The organism is Variovorax sp. GW821-FHT10C12, from assembly GCF_059415405.1.
In genome coordinates this window covers 132,962-149,092 of record NZ_JBWKNE010000006.1, presented here as the reverse complement: position 1 = coordinate 149,092, position 16,131 = coordinate 132,962, and the positions used below count along the sequence as shown (strand labels likewise).

General features: G+C 67.8%; 15 protein-coding genes. 12 read left to right on the top strand and 3 right to left on the bottom strand.

Annotation, left to right across the window (positions count from 1 at the left end; genetic code table 11):
* Positions 1 to 2: 2 nt before the first annotated feature.
* The 3 genes from AC07OH_RS23715 to AC07OH_RS23705 are packed head-to-tail and all read right to left on the bottom strand — an operon-like array spanning position 3 to position 3,518.
* Positions 3 to 1,202 carry a CaiB/BaiF CoA transferase family protein gene (locus AC07OH_RS23715; protein WP_495302335.1) on the bottom strand — a complete coding sequence of 400 codons (1,200 nt, stop codon included), beginning with the start codon at positions 1,200 to 1,202 and terminating at the stop codon, positions 3 to 5.
* A gap of 11 nt (positions 1,203 to 1,213) precedes the next feature.
* On the bottom strand, positions 1,214 to 2,308 hold the full coding sequence (locus tag AC07OH_RS23710) for an acyl-CoA dehydrogenase family protein (RefSeq protein WP_495302334.1): 1,095 nt from the start codon (positions 2,306 to 2,308) through the stop codon (positions 1,214 to 1,216).
* A 22-nt stretch (positions 2,309 to 2,330) separates the two neighbouring features.
* The gene (locus AC07OH_RS23705; protein WP_495302333.1) at positions 2,331 to 3,518 is read right to left on the bottom strand and encodes an acyl-CoA dehydrogenase family protein; all 1,188 of its coding nucleotides are present in this window, start codon (positions 3,516 to 3,518) and stop codon (positions 2,331 to 2,333) included.
* 241 nt (positions 3,519 to 3,759) lie between these two features.
* Here AC07OH_RS23705 and AC07OH_RS23700 point away from each other — a divergent pair, with 241 nt between their 5' ends.
* The 12 genes from AC07OH_RS23700 to AC07OH_RS23645 all read left to right on the top strand — a co-directional run bounded on the left by AC07OH_RS23700 (position 3,760) and on the right by AC07OH_RS23645 (position 16,131).
* Positions 3,760 to 4,998: an ABC transporter substrate-binding protein gene (locus AC07OH_RS23700; RefSeq protein ID WP_390348541.1), complete on the top strand. Its 1,239-nt coding sequence runs from the start codon at positions 3,760 to 3,762 to the stop codon at positions 4,996 to 4,998.
* A 46-nt stretch (positions 4,999 to 5,044) separates the two neighbouring features.
* A complete protein-coding gene (locus AC07OH_RS23695; protein ID WP_062475166.1) occupies positions 5,045 to 6,259 on the top strand; it encodes an ABC transporter substrate-binding protein in 1,215 nt (404 codons plus the stop codon).
* A gap of 44 nt (positions 6,260 to 6,303) precedes the next feature.
* Positions 6,304 to 7,944 carry a 3-(methylthio)propionyl-CoA ligase gene (locus tag AC07OH_RS23690; protein WP_492686512.1) on the top strand — a complete coding sequence of 547 codons (1,641 nt, stop codon included), beginning with the start codon at positions 6,304 to 6,306 and terminating at the stop codon, positions 7,942 to 7,944.
* 172 nt (positions 7,945 to 8,116) lie between these two features.
* Positions 8,117 to 9,790 carry a sigma 54-interacting transcriptional regulator gene (locus AC07OH_RS23685; RefSeq protein WP_492698655.1) on the top strand — a complete coding sequence of 558 codons (1,674 nt, stop codon included), beginning with the start codon at positions 8,117 to 8,119 and terminating at the stop codon, positions 9,788 to 9,790.
* 223 nt (positions 9,791 to 10,013) lie between these two features.
* A complete protein-coding gene (locus AC07OH_RS23680; protein ID WP_174250303.1) occupies positions 10,014 to 10,283 on the top strand; it encodes a phenol hydroxylase subunit in 270 nt (89 codons plus the stop codon).
* A gap of 43 nt (positions 10,284 to 10,326) precedes the next feature.
* On the top strand, positions 10,327 to 11,331 hold the full coding sequence (locus tag AC07OH_RS23675) for an aromatic/alkene monooxygenase hydroxylase subunit beta (RefSeq protein WP_495302332.1): 1,005 nt from the start codon (positions 10,327 to 10,329) through the stop codon (positions 11,329 to 11,331).
* A 26-nt stretch (positions 11,332 to 11,357) separates the two neighbouring features.
* Complete coding sequence (locus AC07OH_RS23670) at positions 11,358 to 11,654, top strand: MmoB/DmpM family protein (protein ID WP_174250302.1); 297 nt, start codon at positions 11,358 to 11,360, stop codon at positions 11,652 to 11,654.
* A gap of 37 nt (positions 11,655 to 11,691) precedes the next feature.
* Complete coding sequence (locus tag AC07OH_RS23665; protein ID WP_354344629.1) at positions 11,692 to 13,275, top strand: aromatic/alkene/methane monooxygenase hydroxylase/oxygenase subunit alpha; 1,584 nt, start codon at positions 11,692 to 11,694, stop codon at positions 13,273 to 13,275.
* A 94-nt stretch (positions 13,276 to 13,369) separates the two neighbouring features.
* Complete coding sequence (locus tag AC07OH_RS23660; protein WP_495302331.1) at positions 13,370 to 13,732, top strand: phenol hydroxylase subunit P4; 363 nt, start codon at positions 13,370 to 13,372, stop codon at positions 13,730 to 13,732.
* A gap of 18 nt (positions 13,733 to 13,750) precedes the next feature.
* Complete coding sequence (locus AC07OH_RS23655; protein ID WP_495302330.1) at positions 13,751 to 14,809, top strand: NADH:ubiquinone reductase (Na(+)-transporting) subunit F; 1,059 nt, start codon at positions 13,751 to 13,753, stop codon at positions 14,807 to 14,809.
* Positions 14,810 to 14,822: 13 nt separating this feature from the next.
* Entirely contained in the window at positions 14,823 to 15,167 is a 345-nt protein-coding gene (locus AC07OH_RS23650; RefSeq protein WP_495302329.1) for a 2Fe-2S iron-sulfur cluster binding domain-containing protein, read from the top strand.
* Positions 15,168 to 15,198: 31 nt separating this feature from the next.
* A complete protein-coding gene (locus AC07OH_RS23645) occupies positions 15,199 to 16,131 on the top strand; it encodes a catechol 2,3-dioxygenase (RefSeq protein WP_495302328.1) in 933 nt (310 codons plus the stop codon).

Here is a 16,131-nt window from a genome sequence, read left to right as displayed (position 1 = left end):
GGTCATGCGGCGTTCTTTCGTTCGTTCATGAGGGTCACGCCCAGCTCGCGCGCCACTTCGGCGCTGTGCTGGCCGGGTGTCGCGGCGTGCGACAGGTCGGCGTAGGCATAGCCCGAGAAGCGCACCGGCGGGCGCACCTCAAGATACGCGCCTTCGGTCGGATGCGTGCGCTGTCGGAAAAGACCGGCGGCCTGCAGCTGCGGGTCGTCGGGCAGGTCGGCGATGTCGTTCACGCGCATCGCGGGCACGTTGGCCTTCTTCAGAATGTCGAGCCACTCGGCCGTGGTGCGCTCGGGCAGGATGGCGGCGGCGGCTTCGTACATGCGGCTCATGTGCTTGCGGCGCAGCGCCTTGTCGGCCAGCTCGGGCGCCTCGAGCACCTCGGGGTGGCCGGTCGCTTCGAAGAAGCGCAGCCAGCGGTCGTCCAGGTAGGGCGCAATGGCGATGTAGCCGTCGCGCGTGCGCATGGGCTGGCGCATGGGGTCGATCTGGCGCGGGTACAGCGCGGGGCCGGTGGGCGGCACGAAGGTCTTGTCGCACAGGTGCTCCACGAGGTTGAAGCTGGCGAGCGACTCGAACATCGGCACCTCCACCTGCTGGCCCTCGCCGGTGCGCAGCCGGTGCACCACGGCGGCGAGCACGGCGTACGCTGCATGCAGGCCCGAGACCTTGTCGGCCATGGTCATCGGCACGTAGCGCGGCTGCGGGTTGCCGTCGACCTTGGGCGGCAGCGAGGCGATGCCCGAGGCGGCCTGGATGATGTCGTCGTAGGCCTGCAGCGCGGCATACGGCCCGCGCTGGTCGAAGCCGGTGCAGTGCACGTAGACGATGTCGGGGCGGATGGCGCGCACGTCGTCGTACGAGAGGCCCGCGCGCGCGATGGCGTCGCTGCGTACGTTGTGGATGAAGATGTCGCTGGTCTCGATGAGGCGGCGCATCGCGGCGCGGCCGTCCTCGCTCTTCAGGTCCCAGACGACGGAGCGCTTGCCGCGGTTCAGCCGCAGGTGCACGGGGCTCATCAGCGGCGTGACGGGCGGCGTGCCGATGATGCGGATGCTGTCGCCTTCGGGCGGCTCGACCTTGACCACCTCGGCGCCGAGGTCCGCGAGGATCTGCGTGCAGTAGGGGCCGAAGATCACCGTGGTGAGGTCGACGATGCGCAGGCCTTCGAGCATGCGGGGGGCGGTGGATGGTGTGGTCATGGGATGGGAGGTCATGCGGCGACAAGGCCCTGCATCTCGGCGGCCAGGTGGCGCACGCGCTCCGGCCCGCCGAGCAGCTGGCGGTTGAAGCCGATGCGCTTGAACCAGTAGTGCAGGCCCAGCAGGTCGGTGATGCCCATGCCGCCGTGCACCTCGGTGGCGGTGCGGGCGACGAAAGTGCCGGTTTCGCTCAGGTGCGACTTGGCGTGCGCGGCGAGCAGCGCGGCTTCTTCGGGCAATGCGTCGAAGGCATGCGCCGCGTACCAGACGAGGGCGCGGCCGGGCTCCAGCGCGGCGGCCATCTCGGCGCACAGGTGCTTCACGGCCTGGAAGGAACCGATCACGCGGCCGAACTGGCGGCGTTCCTTGGCGTAGGCCACGGCCTGGCCGATCATGGCTTCGCCCGCGCCGAGCGTGTCGGCCGCGAGCAGGGCCCAGCCCGCGCTGCGCAGGCGCGCGAGCGTGGCGGGGCTGGCGTTGGGCAGTGGTTCGGCCCTCACCTGTGCGAAGTGCAGCTCGCCGAGCGGGCGCGTGGCGTCGATGCTGCGCAGCGCGCCGCGCGTGAGGCCCTGTGCATCGGCGCGCACGAGGTGCAGGCCACCTGAGCGGTCGGCCACGATGAACACATCGGCCGCGCCCGCGTCGAGCACGAAGAGCGCGCTGCCGTCGAGCGTGCCATTGGTGTTGGCCGTCACGCCGGCGCCGTCGCGTGCGCCGGCCACGGCCTCGGCGATGGCCACGCCGGCGATGCATTCGCCGGCCGCCAGGCGCGGCAGCCATTCATCCTGCTGCGCCGCGCTGCCGGCCTCGCACAGCGCGAGCGGCGCGAGCACGGCGGTGCCGAGAAACGGCGTGGGCGCGACATGGCGACCCAGCTCCTCGGCGGCCAGCGCGGCGTCGAGCAGCGACAGGCCGAGCCCGCCGAAGGCCTCGGGCACGAGCAGGGCCGGCACGCCGACCTCGCACAGCGTGCGCCAGACCTCGCGGTCCAGCGGCAGGTCGTCGACCGCGACGCGGCGCACACGGTCGAGCGGACAGGCACGTTCGAGCGCGCGGCGCAGGCTGTCCTGCAGCAGCTTCTGGTCGGCGGAGAGGGCGAATTCCATGGGGTGCTTCTTTCCGTTTGTCTCAAGCCAGTCGTGGTTCGCGCGGCATGTCCAGCCCGCGTTCCGCGATGATGTTTTTCTGGATCTGCGCGGTGCCGCCGCCGATGATCAAACCCAGGTCGAACATGTAGCGCTCCTGCCAGAGCGCCTGCGCGCGCAGGTGCGCGCTGCCGGGCATCAGGAGGCCCAGCTCGCCCAGCGCGTCGATGGCGAGCGCGGCCAGCTGGTGGCGCAGCTCGCAGCCCTGCAGCTTCACGACCAGCGCGGCCAGGCCCGGGTCTTCGCCGGTGGCCGCGGCCGTGAGCAGCCGCAGGCCGTGGCACTTCTGCGCCAGCACCTGGCCCTGCAGCCGCATCAGGCGGTCGCGCAGCACGGGCTGGTCGATGAGGCGCGTGCCGTCGACGGTCTCGGTCTGCATCAGCGTGGCGAGCTCCTGGTAGCGCTGGGTCGTGAGGTTGGGGTTGCCGAGCGAGCCGCGCTCGTGCTTGAGCGTGGCGTTGGCCACCTTCCAGCCGTCGCCGCGCTGGCCCACGATCTGGTGCTGCGGCACGCGCACGTCGGTGAAGAAGACCTCGTTGAACTCGGCGTGACCCGTCATGGTCTTGAGCGGGCGCACCTCGATGCCGGGCGTCTTCATGGAGAACAGCAGGTAGCTGATGCCCGCGTGCTTCGCGGCGCCGGGCTCGGTGCGCACGAGGCAGAAGATCATGTCGGCCACGTGCGCGGTCGAGGTCCAGATCTTCTGGCCGTTGATGACGAAGTCGCCACCGTCTTCGGTGGCGCGCGTCTGCAGCGAGGCCAGGTCGGAGCCCGCGCCGGGCTCGGAGTAGCCCTGGCACCAGACCACCTCGCCGCGCAGGGTGGGGCCGATCCACTCGCGCCGCTGCGCCTCGCTGCCCAGCTCGAGCAGGGTGGGCACCAGCATCGAGATGCCCTGGTTGCCCAGCGGCGGTGCCACGCCGGCGCGCGCGAACTCCTCGGTGATGAGGTGCGACGCCATCACGTCGGGCGCTGCGCCGTGGCCCCCGTACTCACGCGGCACCGTGCGCCCGGCGTAGCCGTGGTCCAGCAGCAGGCGCTGCCACGCGAGGGCGTCGGCGTCGGGGCGTTCGGCGGTGCGCGCGAAGGCCGAGCGGTGGCCGTGCGTGGCCAGGAACGCGCGCAGCTCGTCGCGAAAGGCTTCGTAGCGGGGATTGAGCGTGAGGTCCATGCGGTGCTTGCCTTCGGTGCGCGCCGCGTTGCGCGGCGGTGAATGTTGTCTCCGTGTCGAGGCTCATGCTAGGGGCAACCCTCGGCCGCTCTCAATCGTCCGTTCCGACGATGTGACGCGCAGGGGGCGCTGCCTACCATCCAGCCCGAACGCCGCACGAGGTCCGACAGAGACCGACACGAGGCCGGTGAGAGGCCCGCGGCCGCAGCTTCTTTTTCACGAGAACGACGGAGACAACACCATGACACGTTCCCTCATTTCCGCCCGCCCCGGCACGCGCCGCCGCCTGCTGGGCGCAGGCCTCGCGGCCACGCTCGGCCTCGCCACCGCCTTCACGGCGCAGGCCCAGAAGCGCTACGACCCGGGCGCGAGCGACACCGAGATCAAGATCGGCCACATCGTCCCGTACTCCGGCCCGGTGTCGGCCTACGGCACCATCGGCAAGGCGGCGGCGGGCTACTTCGCCAAGGTGAATGCCGAGGGCGGCATCAACGGCCGCAAGGTCACGTTCATCTCGCTGGACGACGCCTACAACCCCTCCAAGACGGTGGAGCAGGCGCGCAAGCTGGTGGAGCAAGATGAAGTGCTGGTGCTCTTCGGGCCGCTGGGCACGGCGCACAACCTGGCGATCCAGCGCTACATGAACGCCAAGAAGGTGCCGCAGCTGTTCGTGGCCACGGGCGCCACGCGCTTCGGCGACCCGAAGGCCTTCCCCTGGACCATGGGCTGGCAGCCCACGTACCAGACCGAAGGAAAGATCTACGCGCAGCACATCCTCTCCACCAAGCCCAACGCGAAGATCGCCGTGCTCATGCAGAACGACGACTTCGGCAAGGACTTTTTGAAGGGATTTCTCGAGGCGCTGGGCGACAAGGCCAAGACGATGATCGTGGCGCAGTCGACCTACGAGGTGACCGACCCGACCATCGACAGCCAGATGGTCAACCTGAAGGCCTCGGGCGCCGACACCTTTTTCAGCATCACCACGCCCAAGTTCGCGGCGCAGGCGATCCGCAAGGCGGCCGACATCGGCTGGAAGCCCACGCAGTACCTGTCGAGCGTGTCGGTGTCGGTGTCGGCGGTGATCAAGCCGGCCGGCCCCGAGAACGCGGTGGGCGTGATCTCGGCCACCTACCTGCGCGACCCGGCCGACGACATGTGGAAGGGCTCCAAGGAGTACGAGGACTACAAGACCTGGTTCAGCAAGTACTACCCCTCGGGCGACCTGAGCGATTCGCTCAACGTGCTGGGCTACTCGTCGGCGCAGACGCTGGAGCAGGTGCTGCGCAAGGCGGGCGACGACCTCACGCGCGCCAACATCATGAAGGTGGCGGCCAACCTGCAGTACAGCCCGCCGATGCTCTACCCGGGCATCGAGGTGAAGACCTCGCCGACGGACTTCTATCCGATCGAGCGCATGCAGCTGGTGCGCTTCAACGGCACGCGCTATGAGCCCTTCGGCAAGGTGCTCGGCGACTGAGCGCTTCTTTCCTGATCTCCCTTTTCGTTTTTCCACTGAAGCTTCCATGACCTCCATCGTTCGACTGGCTGCCGCCCTGGGCGGCGCGGCCCTCCTGTTCACCGCCGGCGCGGCCCTCGCGCAGAAGAAGTACGACACCGGCGCCTCCGACACCGAGATCAAGCTCGGCATGGCCATGCCCTACAGCGGCCCGGTGTCTTCGTACGGCATCGTCGGCAAGGTCAACGAGGCCTACTTCAAGATGGTGAACGACAAGGGCGGCATCAACGGTCGCAAGGTCACGCTCATCAGCTACGACGACCAGTACACGCCGCCGCGCACCACCGAGGTGGTGCGCAAGCTGGTCGAGCAGGACGAAGTGCTCGCCGTGTACGGCAACCTGGGCTCGGCCTCGAATGCCGCGATCCAGCGCTACATGAACGCCAAGAAGGTGCCGCACCTGTTCCTGGGCGTGGGCGCCGACCGCTTCAACGACCCCAAGGCCTACCCCTGGACCACGCCCTACATGCCCAGCTACGAGGGCGAGGGCAGCCTCTACGCGAAGAACATCCTCAAGACGATGCCGAACGCGAAGATCGCCGTGCTCTACCAGAACGACGACTTCGGCAAGGACCTGCTCAAGGGCCTGAAGAAGGGCCTGGGCGACAAGGCCTCGATGGTGGTGGCCGAGGCCTCGTTCGAAGTGGCCGACCCGACGGTCGATTCGCAGATCATCAAGCTGCAGTCGTCGGGCGCCGACGTGTTCGTCAACTTCGCCACCGCGCGCTTCGCGGCGCAGGCCATCCGCAAGGCCTGGGACATCGGCTGGAAGCCGAAGCAGCAGTACCTCACCTACGTGTCGGCCTACGTGAAGATGACGCTGGAGCCCGCGGGCCTCGAAAAGTCGAAGGGCATCATGGCCATGGCCTTCTTCAAGGACGCCGCGCAGCCGCGCTGGGCCAACGACCCGGCCACGCAGGAGTTCCTGGCCTTCATGAAGAAGTACGCACCCAACGAAGACGTGAACAACGCCGCCGGCGTGTACGGCTACGGCGTGGCGCAGGCCATGGAGACGGTGCTCAAGGCCTCGGGCGACAACCTCACGCGCGAGAACGTGCTCAAGCAGGCCACCACGCTGAAGAACATGCGCACCGGCATGCTGCTGCCGGGCATTGCGCTGAACACCTCGGCCACCGACTACTTCCCGTTCAACACGCTGCAGCTGGTGCAGTTCAACGGCAAGGAGTTCGAGCCCATGGGCGATTCGATTGCCGTGAAGTAGCCTTCGCAGACGCACGCTCAAAAGAACCACAGGAGACACACACCATGTTCGGACTGATGCAGGACCGCCCGCTGCTGATCTCGTCGCTGATCGACCACGCGGCCACCTTCCACCCTCACGTCGAGATCGTCGGGCGCACCGTCGAAGGCCCGGTGCACCGCACCAACTACCGCGAGGTGCAACGGCGCTCCAAGCAGGTGGCCAACGCGATGAAGGCGCTGGGCGTGGCGCCCGGCGACCGCGTGGGCACGCTGGCGTGGAACACCTACCGGCACCTGGCGCTGTACTACGGCGTGTCGGGCTCGGGCGCGGTGCTGCACACGGTGAACCCGCGCCTCTTTCCGGAACAGATCGACTACATCGTCAACCACGCCGAAGACAAGGTGCTGTTCTTCGACACCAGCTTCGCACCGCTGGTCGAGAAGCTCGCCTCCAAACTGAAGAGCGTGCGCGCCTTCGTCGCCATGACCGACCGCGCCCACATGCCGGCCATCGACGTGCCTAACCTGCTGTGCTACGACGAGCTCATCGGCGCGCAGAGCGAGGACTACACCTGGCCCGAGTTCGACGAGCGCACCGCCTCGTCGCTGTGCTACACGTCAGGCACCACGGGCAATCCCAAGGGCGTGCTGTATTCGCACCGCTCCACCGTGCTGCATTCGCTGATGGAATGCGCGCCCGACACCTTCGGCGTGTGCTCGCAGATGACGCTGCTGCTGGCCGTGCCCATGTTCCACGCCAACGCCTGGGGCATGCCGTATTCGGCGCCGATGGTGGGCGCCAAGCTCGTCATGCCCGGCCCGCACCTGGACGGCCAGAGCCTGTACGAGCTCATGCGCGACGAGAAGGTGAGCTTCTCGCAGGCGGTGCCCACCGTGTGGCTCATGCTGTTCCAGTACTTCGACGCCCATCCCGAGATCGACACCCGCGCCATCGGCCTGAAGCGCATCGGCGTGGGCGGCGCCGCCACGCCGCGCGCCATGATCGAGCGCTTCGAACGCGACTTCGGCGCCGACTTCGTGCAGGGCTGGGGCATGACCGAGACCAGCCCCATCGGCGTGATCGGCAACCTGCTGCCCAAGCACCTCGCGCTCCCGAAAGATGAGCAGACCACGGTCAAGATGCGCCAGGGCCGCGGCGTGTGGGGCGTGGAGCTCAAGATCGTCGACGAGAACGGCCAGCGCCTGCCGCACGACGGCGTGGCCTTCGGCCACCTGCATGTGCGCGGTCCGTGGATTGCGAGCGGTTACTTCCGCAGCGAAGGCGGCGACGTGCTCGACGCCGAGGGCTTCTTTCCGACCGGCGACGTGGCCAACATCGACGCCGACGGTTATGTGCAGCTGGTCGACCGCGCCAAGGACGTCATCAAGTCGGGCGGCGAGTGGATCTCGTCGATCGACCTGGAGAACGCGGCCAGCGCGCACCCGGCCGTGGCCGAGGCCGCAGTGATCGGCATCGCGCATCCGAAGTGGCAGGAGCGGCCCCTGCTGATCGTCGTGAAGCGTGCAGGCGCGGAGGTCACGGGCGAGGAACTGCTCACTTTTCTTTCGCAGCGCGTGGCCAAGTGGTGGCTGCCCGACGACGTGGCTTTCGTCGACAGCCTGCCGCATACAGCCACCGGCAAGCTGCTGAAGACCAAGCTGCGCGAGCAGTTCAAGGGCTACGTCGCGGCCAAGTCAACCTGATGACAGTTGTTCGTTCTTTCTGTGCATAACTCTGTGGGTTGCTTGAGGAGGCGGACCCGCAGAGCGAGCATTGGCGCGGCTTCGCACCACGTTGCCTGTTGATTGAGCAGCCTTGTCGTCCGTCCTTGCAGGAGAATGTAGGAGGAACGGATTCCAGACAAGTAAAGGGGACATGGTGGGAGAACTTCTTTCTCTCCTGCGCTTCAGCGCCGGCTCGGGCCACATCTGGCTGGACGAGCAGCGCATGCTGCTCATGCATGCCCGGGCCTTCGCCGAACTGCGCCGCGAACTGCTCGACTCGCTGGGCATCGAGCGTGCGCGCGGCCTGCTGGTGCGCATGGGTTTTGCTTCCGGCCTGCGCGACGGCGAGGTGGCCGTGCGCGAGCGCCTTGCCGGCATGCGCGCCGAAGACGCCTTCATGCTCGGGCCGCGCCTGCATTCCATCGAGGGCATCGTCTCGGTGCAGAAGGTGCAGGTCGACCTCGACGTGGCCACCAAGCATTTCTACGGCGAATTCCTCTGGGAGAACTCCTGGGAATGCGAAGCCCACGTGGCCGACTTCGGCTACGGGGAAGACCCGCAGTGCTGGTCGCAGATCGGCTATGCCTCGGGCTACACCACCGCCTTCATGGGGCGGCTCGTGGTGTTCAAGGAAGTCGAGTGCACCAGCATGGGCGACAGCCGCTGCCGCATCGTCGGCCAGGCCGCCGAGGCGTGGAACGACGAGCACTACCTGGAGTACTTCCGCCAGCACCACGTGGCCGAGAAGCTCATCGACTTCAACCTCGGCCTGCAGCACCTGCGCCGCCTGCAGCCGCGCCGCGAGTACGACCAGAAGCTGGTCGGCGTGTCGCCGGGTTTCCGTGCCGCCTTCGAGCTCATGCGCAGCGCGGTCGACAGTGCCATCACCGTGCTGCTGCTCGGCGAGACCGGCGTCGGCAAGGAAGTGTTCGCTCGCTGGCTGCACGACAACGGGCCGCGCGGCAAGCAGCCCTTCATTGCCGTCAACTGCGCGGCGATCCCGGCCGACCTGATCGAGGCCGAGCTGTTCGGCGTGGAAAAGGGCGCCTACACCGGCGCCCACCATGCGCGCGCCGGGCGCTTCGAGCGCGCCCACGGCGGCACCCTGTTCCTGGACGAGGTGGGCGACCTGCCGCTGGCCGCGCAGGTCAAGTTGCTGCGCGTGCTGCAGACCGGCGAGGTCGAGCGCCTGGGCGCCGAGCAGCCGACCAAGGTCGACGTGCGCATCGTGGCCGCCACCAACGTCAACCTGCAGCAGGCCATGCAGGCGGGCAAGTTCCGCACCGACCTGTTCTACCGGCTCAACACCTTCCCGATCCAGATTCCGCCGCTGCGCGAGCGCACCGCCGACATCCCGGCGCTGGTGGCGCGCTTCGTCGAGAAGTACAGCGCGCTGTACGGCAAGAAGCTGCGCGGCCTGACCGACAAGGCCGCGCTCGACGTGCACAAGCACGCCTGGCCCGGCAACATCCGCGAGCTCGAGAACGTGATCGAGCGCGCCGTGCTGCTGGCGCCCGACCACGGCGACATCGAAGCCTGCCACCTGTGGATGCAGCCGCCGGGCGCGCCGCCCGACAACCAGCTCGACGCCAGCGGCAAGGTCGCCACGGGCGCGTCGGCTTCGGGTGCCGACGCGAGCGAACTCGACGCGCTGTGCCAGCGCGTGCTCGAGCAGAACATCGACATCGCCTCGCTCGAGCAGCGCCTCATGCAGACCGCGATGCAGCGCGCCAAGGGCAACCTGTCGCAGGCCGCGCGCATCCTGGGCATCACGCGCCCGCAGCTGGCCTACCGTCTGAAAAAAGAAGGCCTGCCCACGTCCTGAGCGGACGCCGGCCGGCGTTTTCCGGTTTTTCACCATTTGATCAAGCTGCACTGCAGCAAATGATCAAACCAGCATCCGGGACTTCCCGGTGCTTCGGGCCCGCAGGCGCAGCGGGCCCATGCAAATCAATCACTTAGCCACGCTGGCACGCCCGTTGCCCTTATCAGGCCGGGCGGCGCTGGTGCCGTCCACCTGTTGATGGATTGAACAAGTGATGCCCTCGATGCAGCCCGACCCCCGCAGCGGCAGCGCCGCCCAGATGACCGGCCAGCCGTGCTTCGTGCGCGTCACCGGCACGCGCGGCACGCGCTTCGTGGAGTTCGAGTTCGCCATCGGCGACCCCGAGCTGGCCGTGGAGCTGGTGCTGCAGTTCGACCAGTTCCGCGAGTTCTGCGCGCGCCACGCGGTGCGCCACCTGAGCACCGAAGAGGGCGCGCGGCTGGACTTCGAGCGCATGAAGTGGCGCTTCGGCGCGCCCGGCATCGACCACTGACGACCCCCCGCAGTTTTTCCCGCGACAACCAAGGAGACACCCCGTGCAAGTCGACATCAAGACCTCGGACATCCGGCCGATCCGGCAGACCTTCTCGCATGTGGCGCGGCGGCTCGGCGACAAGCCGGCCTCGCGCTACCAGGAGGCCACGCTGGACATGCAGCCCACCGCCAACTTCCACTACCGGCCGCTGTGGGACCCGCAGCACGCGCTGTACGACAAGCGCCGCACGGCGCTCGTGATGGCCGACTGGTACAGCTTCAAGGACCCGCGCCACTACTACTACGGCGTGTACACGATGACCCGCGCGCGCCAGGGGGAAGGCGCCGACCGCCAGTTCGAGTTCGCCGAGAAGCGCCAGCTGCTGGCCCAGGCCGATGCGGGCGTGCGCGAGTCGCTGCAGCAGGTGCTGGTGCCGCTGCGCCACTACGAGTGGGGCGCCAACATGAACCACAGCTACTGCTGCGGCTACGGCTACGGCACGGCGATCACGCAGCCCTTCATCTACGCGGCCATGGACCGCCTGGGCATTGCGCAGTACCTCTCGCGCGTCGGCCTGCAGATCGACGCCAACTCGGGCCGCGCGCTGGACGCCGGCAAGCAGGCCTGGCTCGCGCACCCGGCCTGGCAGGGCGTGCGCCGCCTGATGGAGAACCTGTTCGTCACCAAGGACTGGTTCGAGGTGTTCGTGGCCCAGAACCTCGTGCTCGACGGCCTGCTGTACCCGCTGGTCTACCGCCACTACGTGAACGCGCACAGCGCCGCCACCGGCAACGCGCTGGCGATGCTGACCGAGTTCATGAACGAGTGGTTCGACGAGAACGTGCGCTGGGTCGACGCCACGCTGAAGACCGCCGCCGACGAATCGCCCGCCAACGCCGAGCTGCTCGCGCAGTGGTACGCGAGCTGGCGCGACCAGGCCGTGCAGGCGCTGGCGCCGCTGGCCGCGCTGGCCCTGGGCGCACAGGGTGCCGAGGTGCTGAAGACGCTGCACACCGCGCTCGATGCGCGCGTGGCCCGGCTGGTGCGCACGGGCACCACTGCCTGAACCGATCGAACCAAGGAGACCCTCCCATGACCACCGCCACCGCCGAAGTGTCCCGACCGCCCGTCTTCATCGCCCTGCAGACCGGCGAGGCCGCGCGCGCCATCGTCGAGGCCATCGTGGCCGACAACCCCGGGGCCACCGTCACCGAGTACCCCGCGATGGTGAAGATCGATGCGCCCGGCCGCCTCGTGATCCGCCGCGAGAGCGTCGAAGCCCTGGTCGGGCGCCGCTGGGACCTGCAGGAACTGCACCTGAGCCTGATCTCGCTGTCCGGAAGCATCGAAGAAACCGACGACGAATTCACCCTCCATTGGGGTGCCTGAGCCCAGCCCCCACCGGACCACGACCAAGGACCACGCCATGACCACCCAAGCAGCAGCAAAGACCCCCACGACCCCGCGCCTCGGCCTGAAGGAACGCTACGCCATGATGACGCGCGGCCTCGGCTGGGAGACCACCTACCAGTCGATGGACGACGTGTTTCCCTTCGACAAGTTCGAGGGCATCAAGATCCACGACTGGGATCAGTGGGAAGACCCGTTCCGCCTCACGATGGACGCCTACTGGAAGTTCCAGGGCGAGAAGGAAAAGAAGCTCTACGCGATCATCGATGCGTTCCAGCAGAACAACGGCCAGTTCAACATCAGCGACCCGCGCTACCTGAACACGCTCAAGCTGTTCCTCACCGGCGTCTCGCCGCTGGAGTACGCGGCGCACCGCGGCTATGCCATGGCCGGGCGTTCGCTGCGCGGCGTGGGCGCGCGCGTGGCCTGCCAGATGCAGTCGATCGACGAGCTGCGCCATGCGCAGACGCAGTTCCACACCATCAGCCACTTCAACAAGTACTTCCACGGCCTGCACGACCCGCAGCACATGCACGACCGCGTGTGGTACCTGTCGGTGCCCAAGAGCTACTTCGAGGACGCGATGAGCGCGGGGCCCTTCGAGTTCATCACCGCCATCTCGTTCTCGTTCGAGTACGTGCTGACCAACCTGCTGTTCATGCCCTTCATGAGTGGCGCCGCCTACAACGGCGACATGGCCACCGTCACCTTCGGCTTCTCGGCGCAGAGCGACGAGTCGCGCCACATGACGCTGGGCCTGGAGGTGGTGAAGTTCATCCTCGAGCAGGACCCGGACAACGTGCCCATCGTGCAGAAGTGGGTCGACAAGTGGTTCTGGCGCGGCTACCGCCTGCTCACGCTGGTCGCGATGATGATGGACTACATGCTGCCCAAGCGCGTCATGAGCTGGTCCGAGGCCTGGGAGATGTACTTCGAGAAGAACGGCGGCGCGCTGTTCGAAGACCTCGCGCGCTACGGCATCCGCATGCCCAAGTACCACGAGGTGGCCTCGAAGGAAAAGAGCCGCATCTCGCACGAGGCCTGGGCCATCTTCAACAACTACGGCCACGCTGCCAACTTCAACGTCTGGGTGCCCAAGCAAGACGAGATGACCTGGCTGGCCGAGAAGTACCCCGAGACCTTCGACAGCCTGTACCGCCCGCGCTTCGAGTGGCTGGCCGAGCAGGAGAAGCAGGGCAAGCGCTGGTTCAACAACACGCTGCCCATGCTGTGCCAGACCTGCCAGATCCCGATGGCCTTCACCGAGCCCGACGACCCCACCAAGATCTGCTACCGCGAGAGCAGCTACCACGGCATGAAGTACCACTTCTGCTCCGACGGCTGCAAGGACGTGTTCGACGGCGAGCCCGAGAAGTACGTGCAGGCCTGGCTGCCGGTGCACCAGATCTACCAGGGCAACTGCTTCCCCGAGGGCACCGACCCGACGGTGGAAGGCTTCAACCCGCTGGCGGCCGTGCTCGACTACTACCACATCAACGTCGGCGCCGACAACGGCGAGTTCAACACCTCGCCCGACAAGGCCAACTGGGAACGCTGGACAGGGCAGGACCTGTCGGCGGCCGAGCCCAAGGTGGCCTGAGCACCCAGGCCCCACCACCCCTCATCGACCCCCGCGCTCTCGCCGTGCCCCACGCACGGTGCGGGCGGCGCTCACCCCAAAAAAGGAGACCGACATGTCTGTTGTTGCACTCGCCCCCGGCTACACCGGCACCGTCATGGACAGCGAAGACCGCTTCCACGGCAACCGCCTGCTCTACATCGGCTGGGAAGACCACCTGCTCTTCTGCGCCCCCGTGTGCCTGCCGCTGCCCGCGACCATGCCCTTCGGCGCGCTCATCAGCGACGTGCTGCCCGGCGTGTACGGCAGCCACCCCGACTTCGAAAAGGTCGACTGGTCGAAGGTCGAATGGTTCGACTCCGGCAAGCCCTTCGCGCCCGACGCGGCGAAGTCGCTGGCCGACAACGGCCTGGTCCACAAGTCGGCGCTGCGCTTTCGCACGCCCGGGCTCACGGGCATCGGCGGCTCGTTCAGCTGAGTACCGGAGGGCCTTGCCATGAGCTTCCAGATCATGATCGAGCCGCTCGGCCAGGCTGTGGCGGCGCGCGACGGACAGACCGTGCTCGACGCCTGCCTGCGCGCCGGCGTGTGGCTGCCCCACGCCTGCGGCCACGGCGTGTGCGGCACCTGCAAGGTGCAGGTGCTCGAAGGCGAGTGCGAGCACGGCGATGCGTCCAACTTCGCGCTGATGGACTTCGAGCGCGACGACGGAAAGATCCTCGCGTGCTGCGCGATGGCGCAGGCCGACCTGGTCATCGAGGCCGAGATCGACGAAGACCCCGACGCGCAGTTCCTGCCGCTGGAAGACTTCGACGCCGAGCTGGTCGAGGCCCGCATGCTCACGCCCACCATCCGCGGCCTGTGGCTGCGCACCGACCGGCCGGCGCCGTTCCAGGCCGGCCAGTACGTGATGCTGCACGTGCCGGGCGTGGAGGGCGCGCGCGCCTTCTCGATCGCCAACGCACCCGACGACCACCTCGTCGAGCTGCACATCCGCCGCGTGCCCAACGGCCGCGCCACCGGCTGGCTGCACGACGAACTGCAGCTGGGCCAGCGCCTGCGCTTCACCGCGCCCAATGGCCGCTTCTTCGTGCGCAAGTCGGCGGGCCTGCCGATGATCTTCGTGGCCGGCGGCTCGGGCCTGTCGAGCCCGAAGTCGATGGTGCTCGACCTGCTGGCCGAAGGCTGCACCTTGCCGATCACGCTGGTGCAGGGCGCGCGCAATGCCGAAGAGCTGTACTTTCGCGAACTCTTCGAGCAGCTCGCCGAACAGCACCCCAACTTCACCTACGTGCCCGTGCTGTCCGACCTGCCAGCCGACAGCGACTGGCACGGCGCGCGCGGCTTTGCGCACGAGGTGCTGAAGGCCCACTTCGCGAACGACTTCCGTGGCCACAAGGCCTACCTGTGCGGGCCGCCGCCGATGACCGAGGCCTGCATCGCCACGCTGATGCAGGGCCGCCTGTTCGAGCGTGACATCTACACCGAGAAATTCTTCACCGCCGCCGATGCGGCCTCTGCAGCGCCGCGCAGCCCGCTGTTCAAGGCGCTGTGACGTGGAGCCGTCCATGAGCTTCTCTGTCGCCATCGGCAACACCCAAGAGCACTACCTGTGCCGCGCCGACCAGACCCTGCTCGGCGGCATGGAGCAGCTGGGCCGCAAGGGCATCCCGGTCGGCTGCCGCGGCGGCGGCTGCGGCGTGTGCAAGGTGCGCATCGAGTCGGGCGCCGTGCGCCGCGAGCGCATGAGCCGCTGCCACGTCAGCGCCGAAGAAGAAGCCCAGGGCTACGTGCTGGCCTGCCGCGCGTACCCGCAAAGCGACCTGGCCCTGCGCGCCGTCGAGAAGCTGGCGCGCTGCATCGAGCGGCGGCTGGCCGCGTCGCAGCCCGCCGTTCCCCGTTCCCCCACCTGAACTTTTCCCTCACCCACCAAAGGAGACTTCCATGGCACTCACTGGCGTCATTCGCCCCGGACACGTGCAACTGCGCGTGCTCGACCTCGGGGCCGCCCTCACGCACTACCGCGACGTGCTGGGCCTGATCGAAACCGGGCGCGATGCGCAGGGCCGCATCTACCTCAAGGCCTGGGACGAGCACGACCACCACAGCGTCGTGCTGCGCGAAGCCGACGAGGCCGGCATGGACTTCATGGGCTTTCGCGTCGATTCGCCCGCCACGCTCGACCGACTCGCCGCCGACCTGAAGGCCAGCGGCCTGGCCACCGACATGCAGTGGATCGACGCCGGCGAGCACCTGCGCACCGGCAAGCGCTTTCGCTTCACCGTGCCCACGGGCCATGCCATCGAACTCTTCGCCGAGAAGGAAAAGGTCGGCAACGGCATGCCCTACGAGAACCCCGAGGTCTATCCCGACGACCTCAAGGGCATGGCGCCTTCGCGCTTCGACCACTGCCTGCTGTACGGCGACGACCTCGACGGCACCATGAAACTGTTCACCGAGGTGCTGGGCTTCCAGCTGGCCGAGAGCGTGGTGGCCGGCCCCGAGCGCATGCACATCGCGGCCTTCCTCACCTGCTCGACCAAGCCGCACGACATCGCGTTCATCCGCCACCCGGAAAAGAACAAGTTCCACCACGCCTCGTTCCTGCTCGACAACTGGGGCGAGGTGCTCAAGGCGGCCGACATCATCACCAAGAAGCGCGTGTCGCTGGACATCGGCCCCACGCGCCACGGCATCACGCGCGGCGAGACGATCTACTTCTTCGACCCGAGCGGCAACCGCAACGAGGTGTTCTCGGGCGGCTACATCTTCTACCCCGACAAGCCGCCGCTGGTGTGGACCGACGACGAACTCGGGCGCGCGATCTTCTATCACGACCGCAAGCTCAACGAGAACTTCCTGAGCGTGGTGACCTGA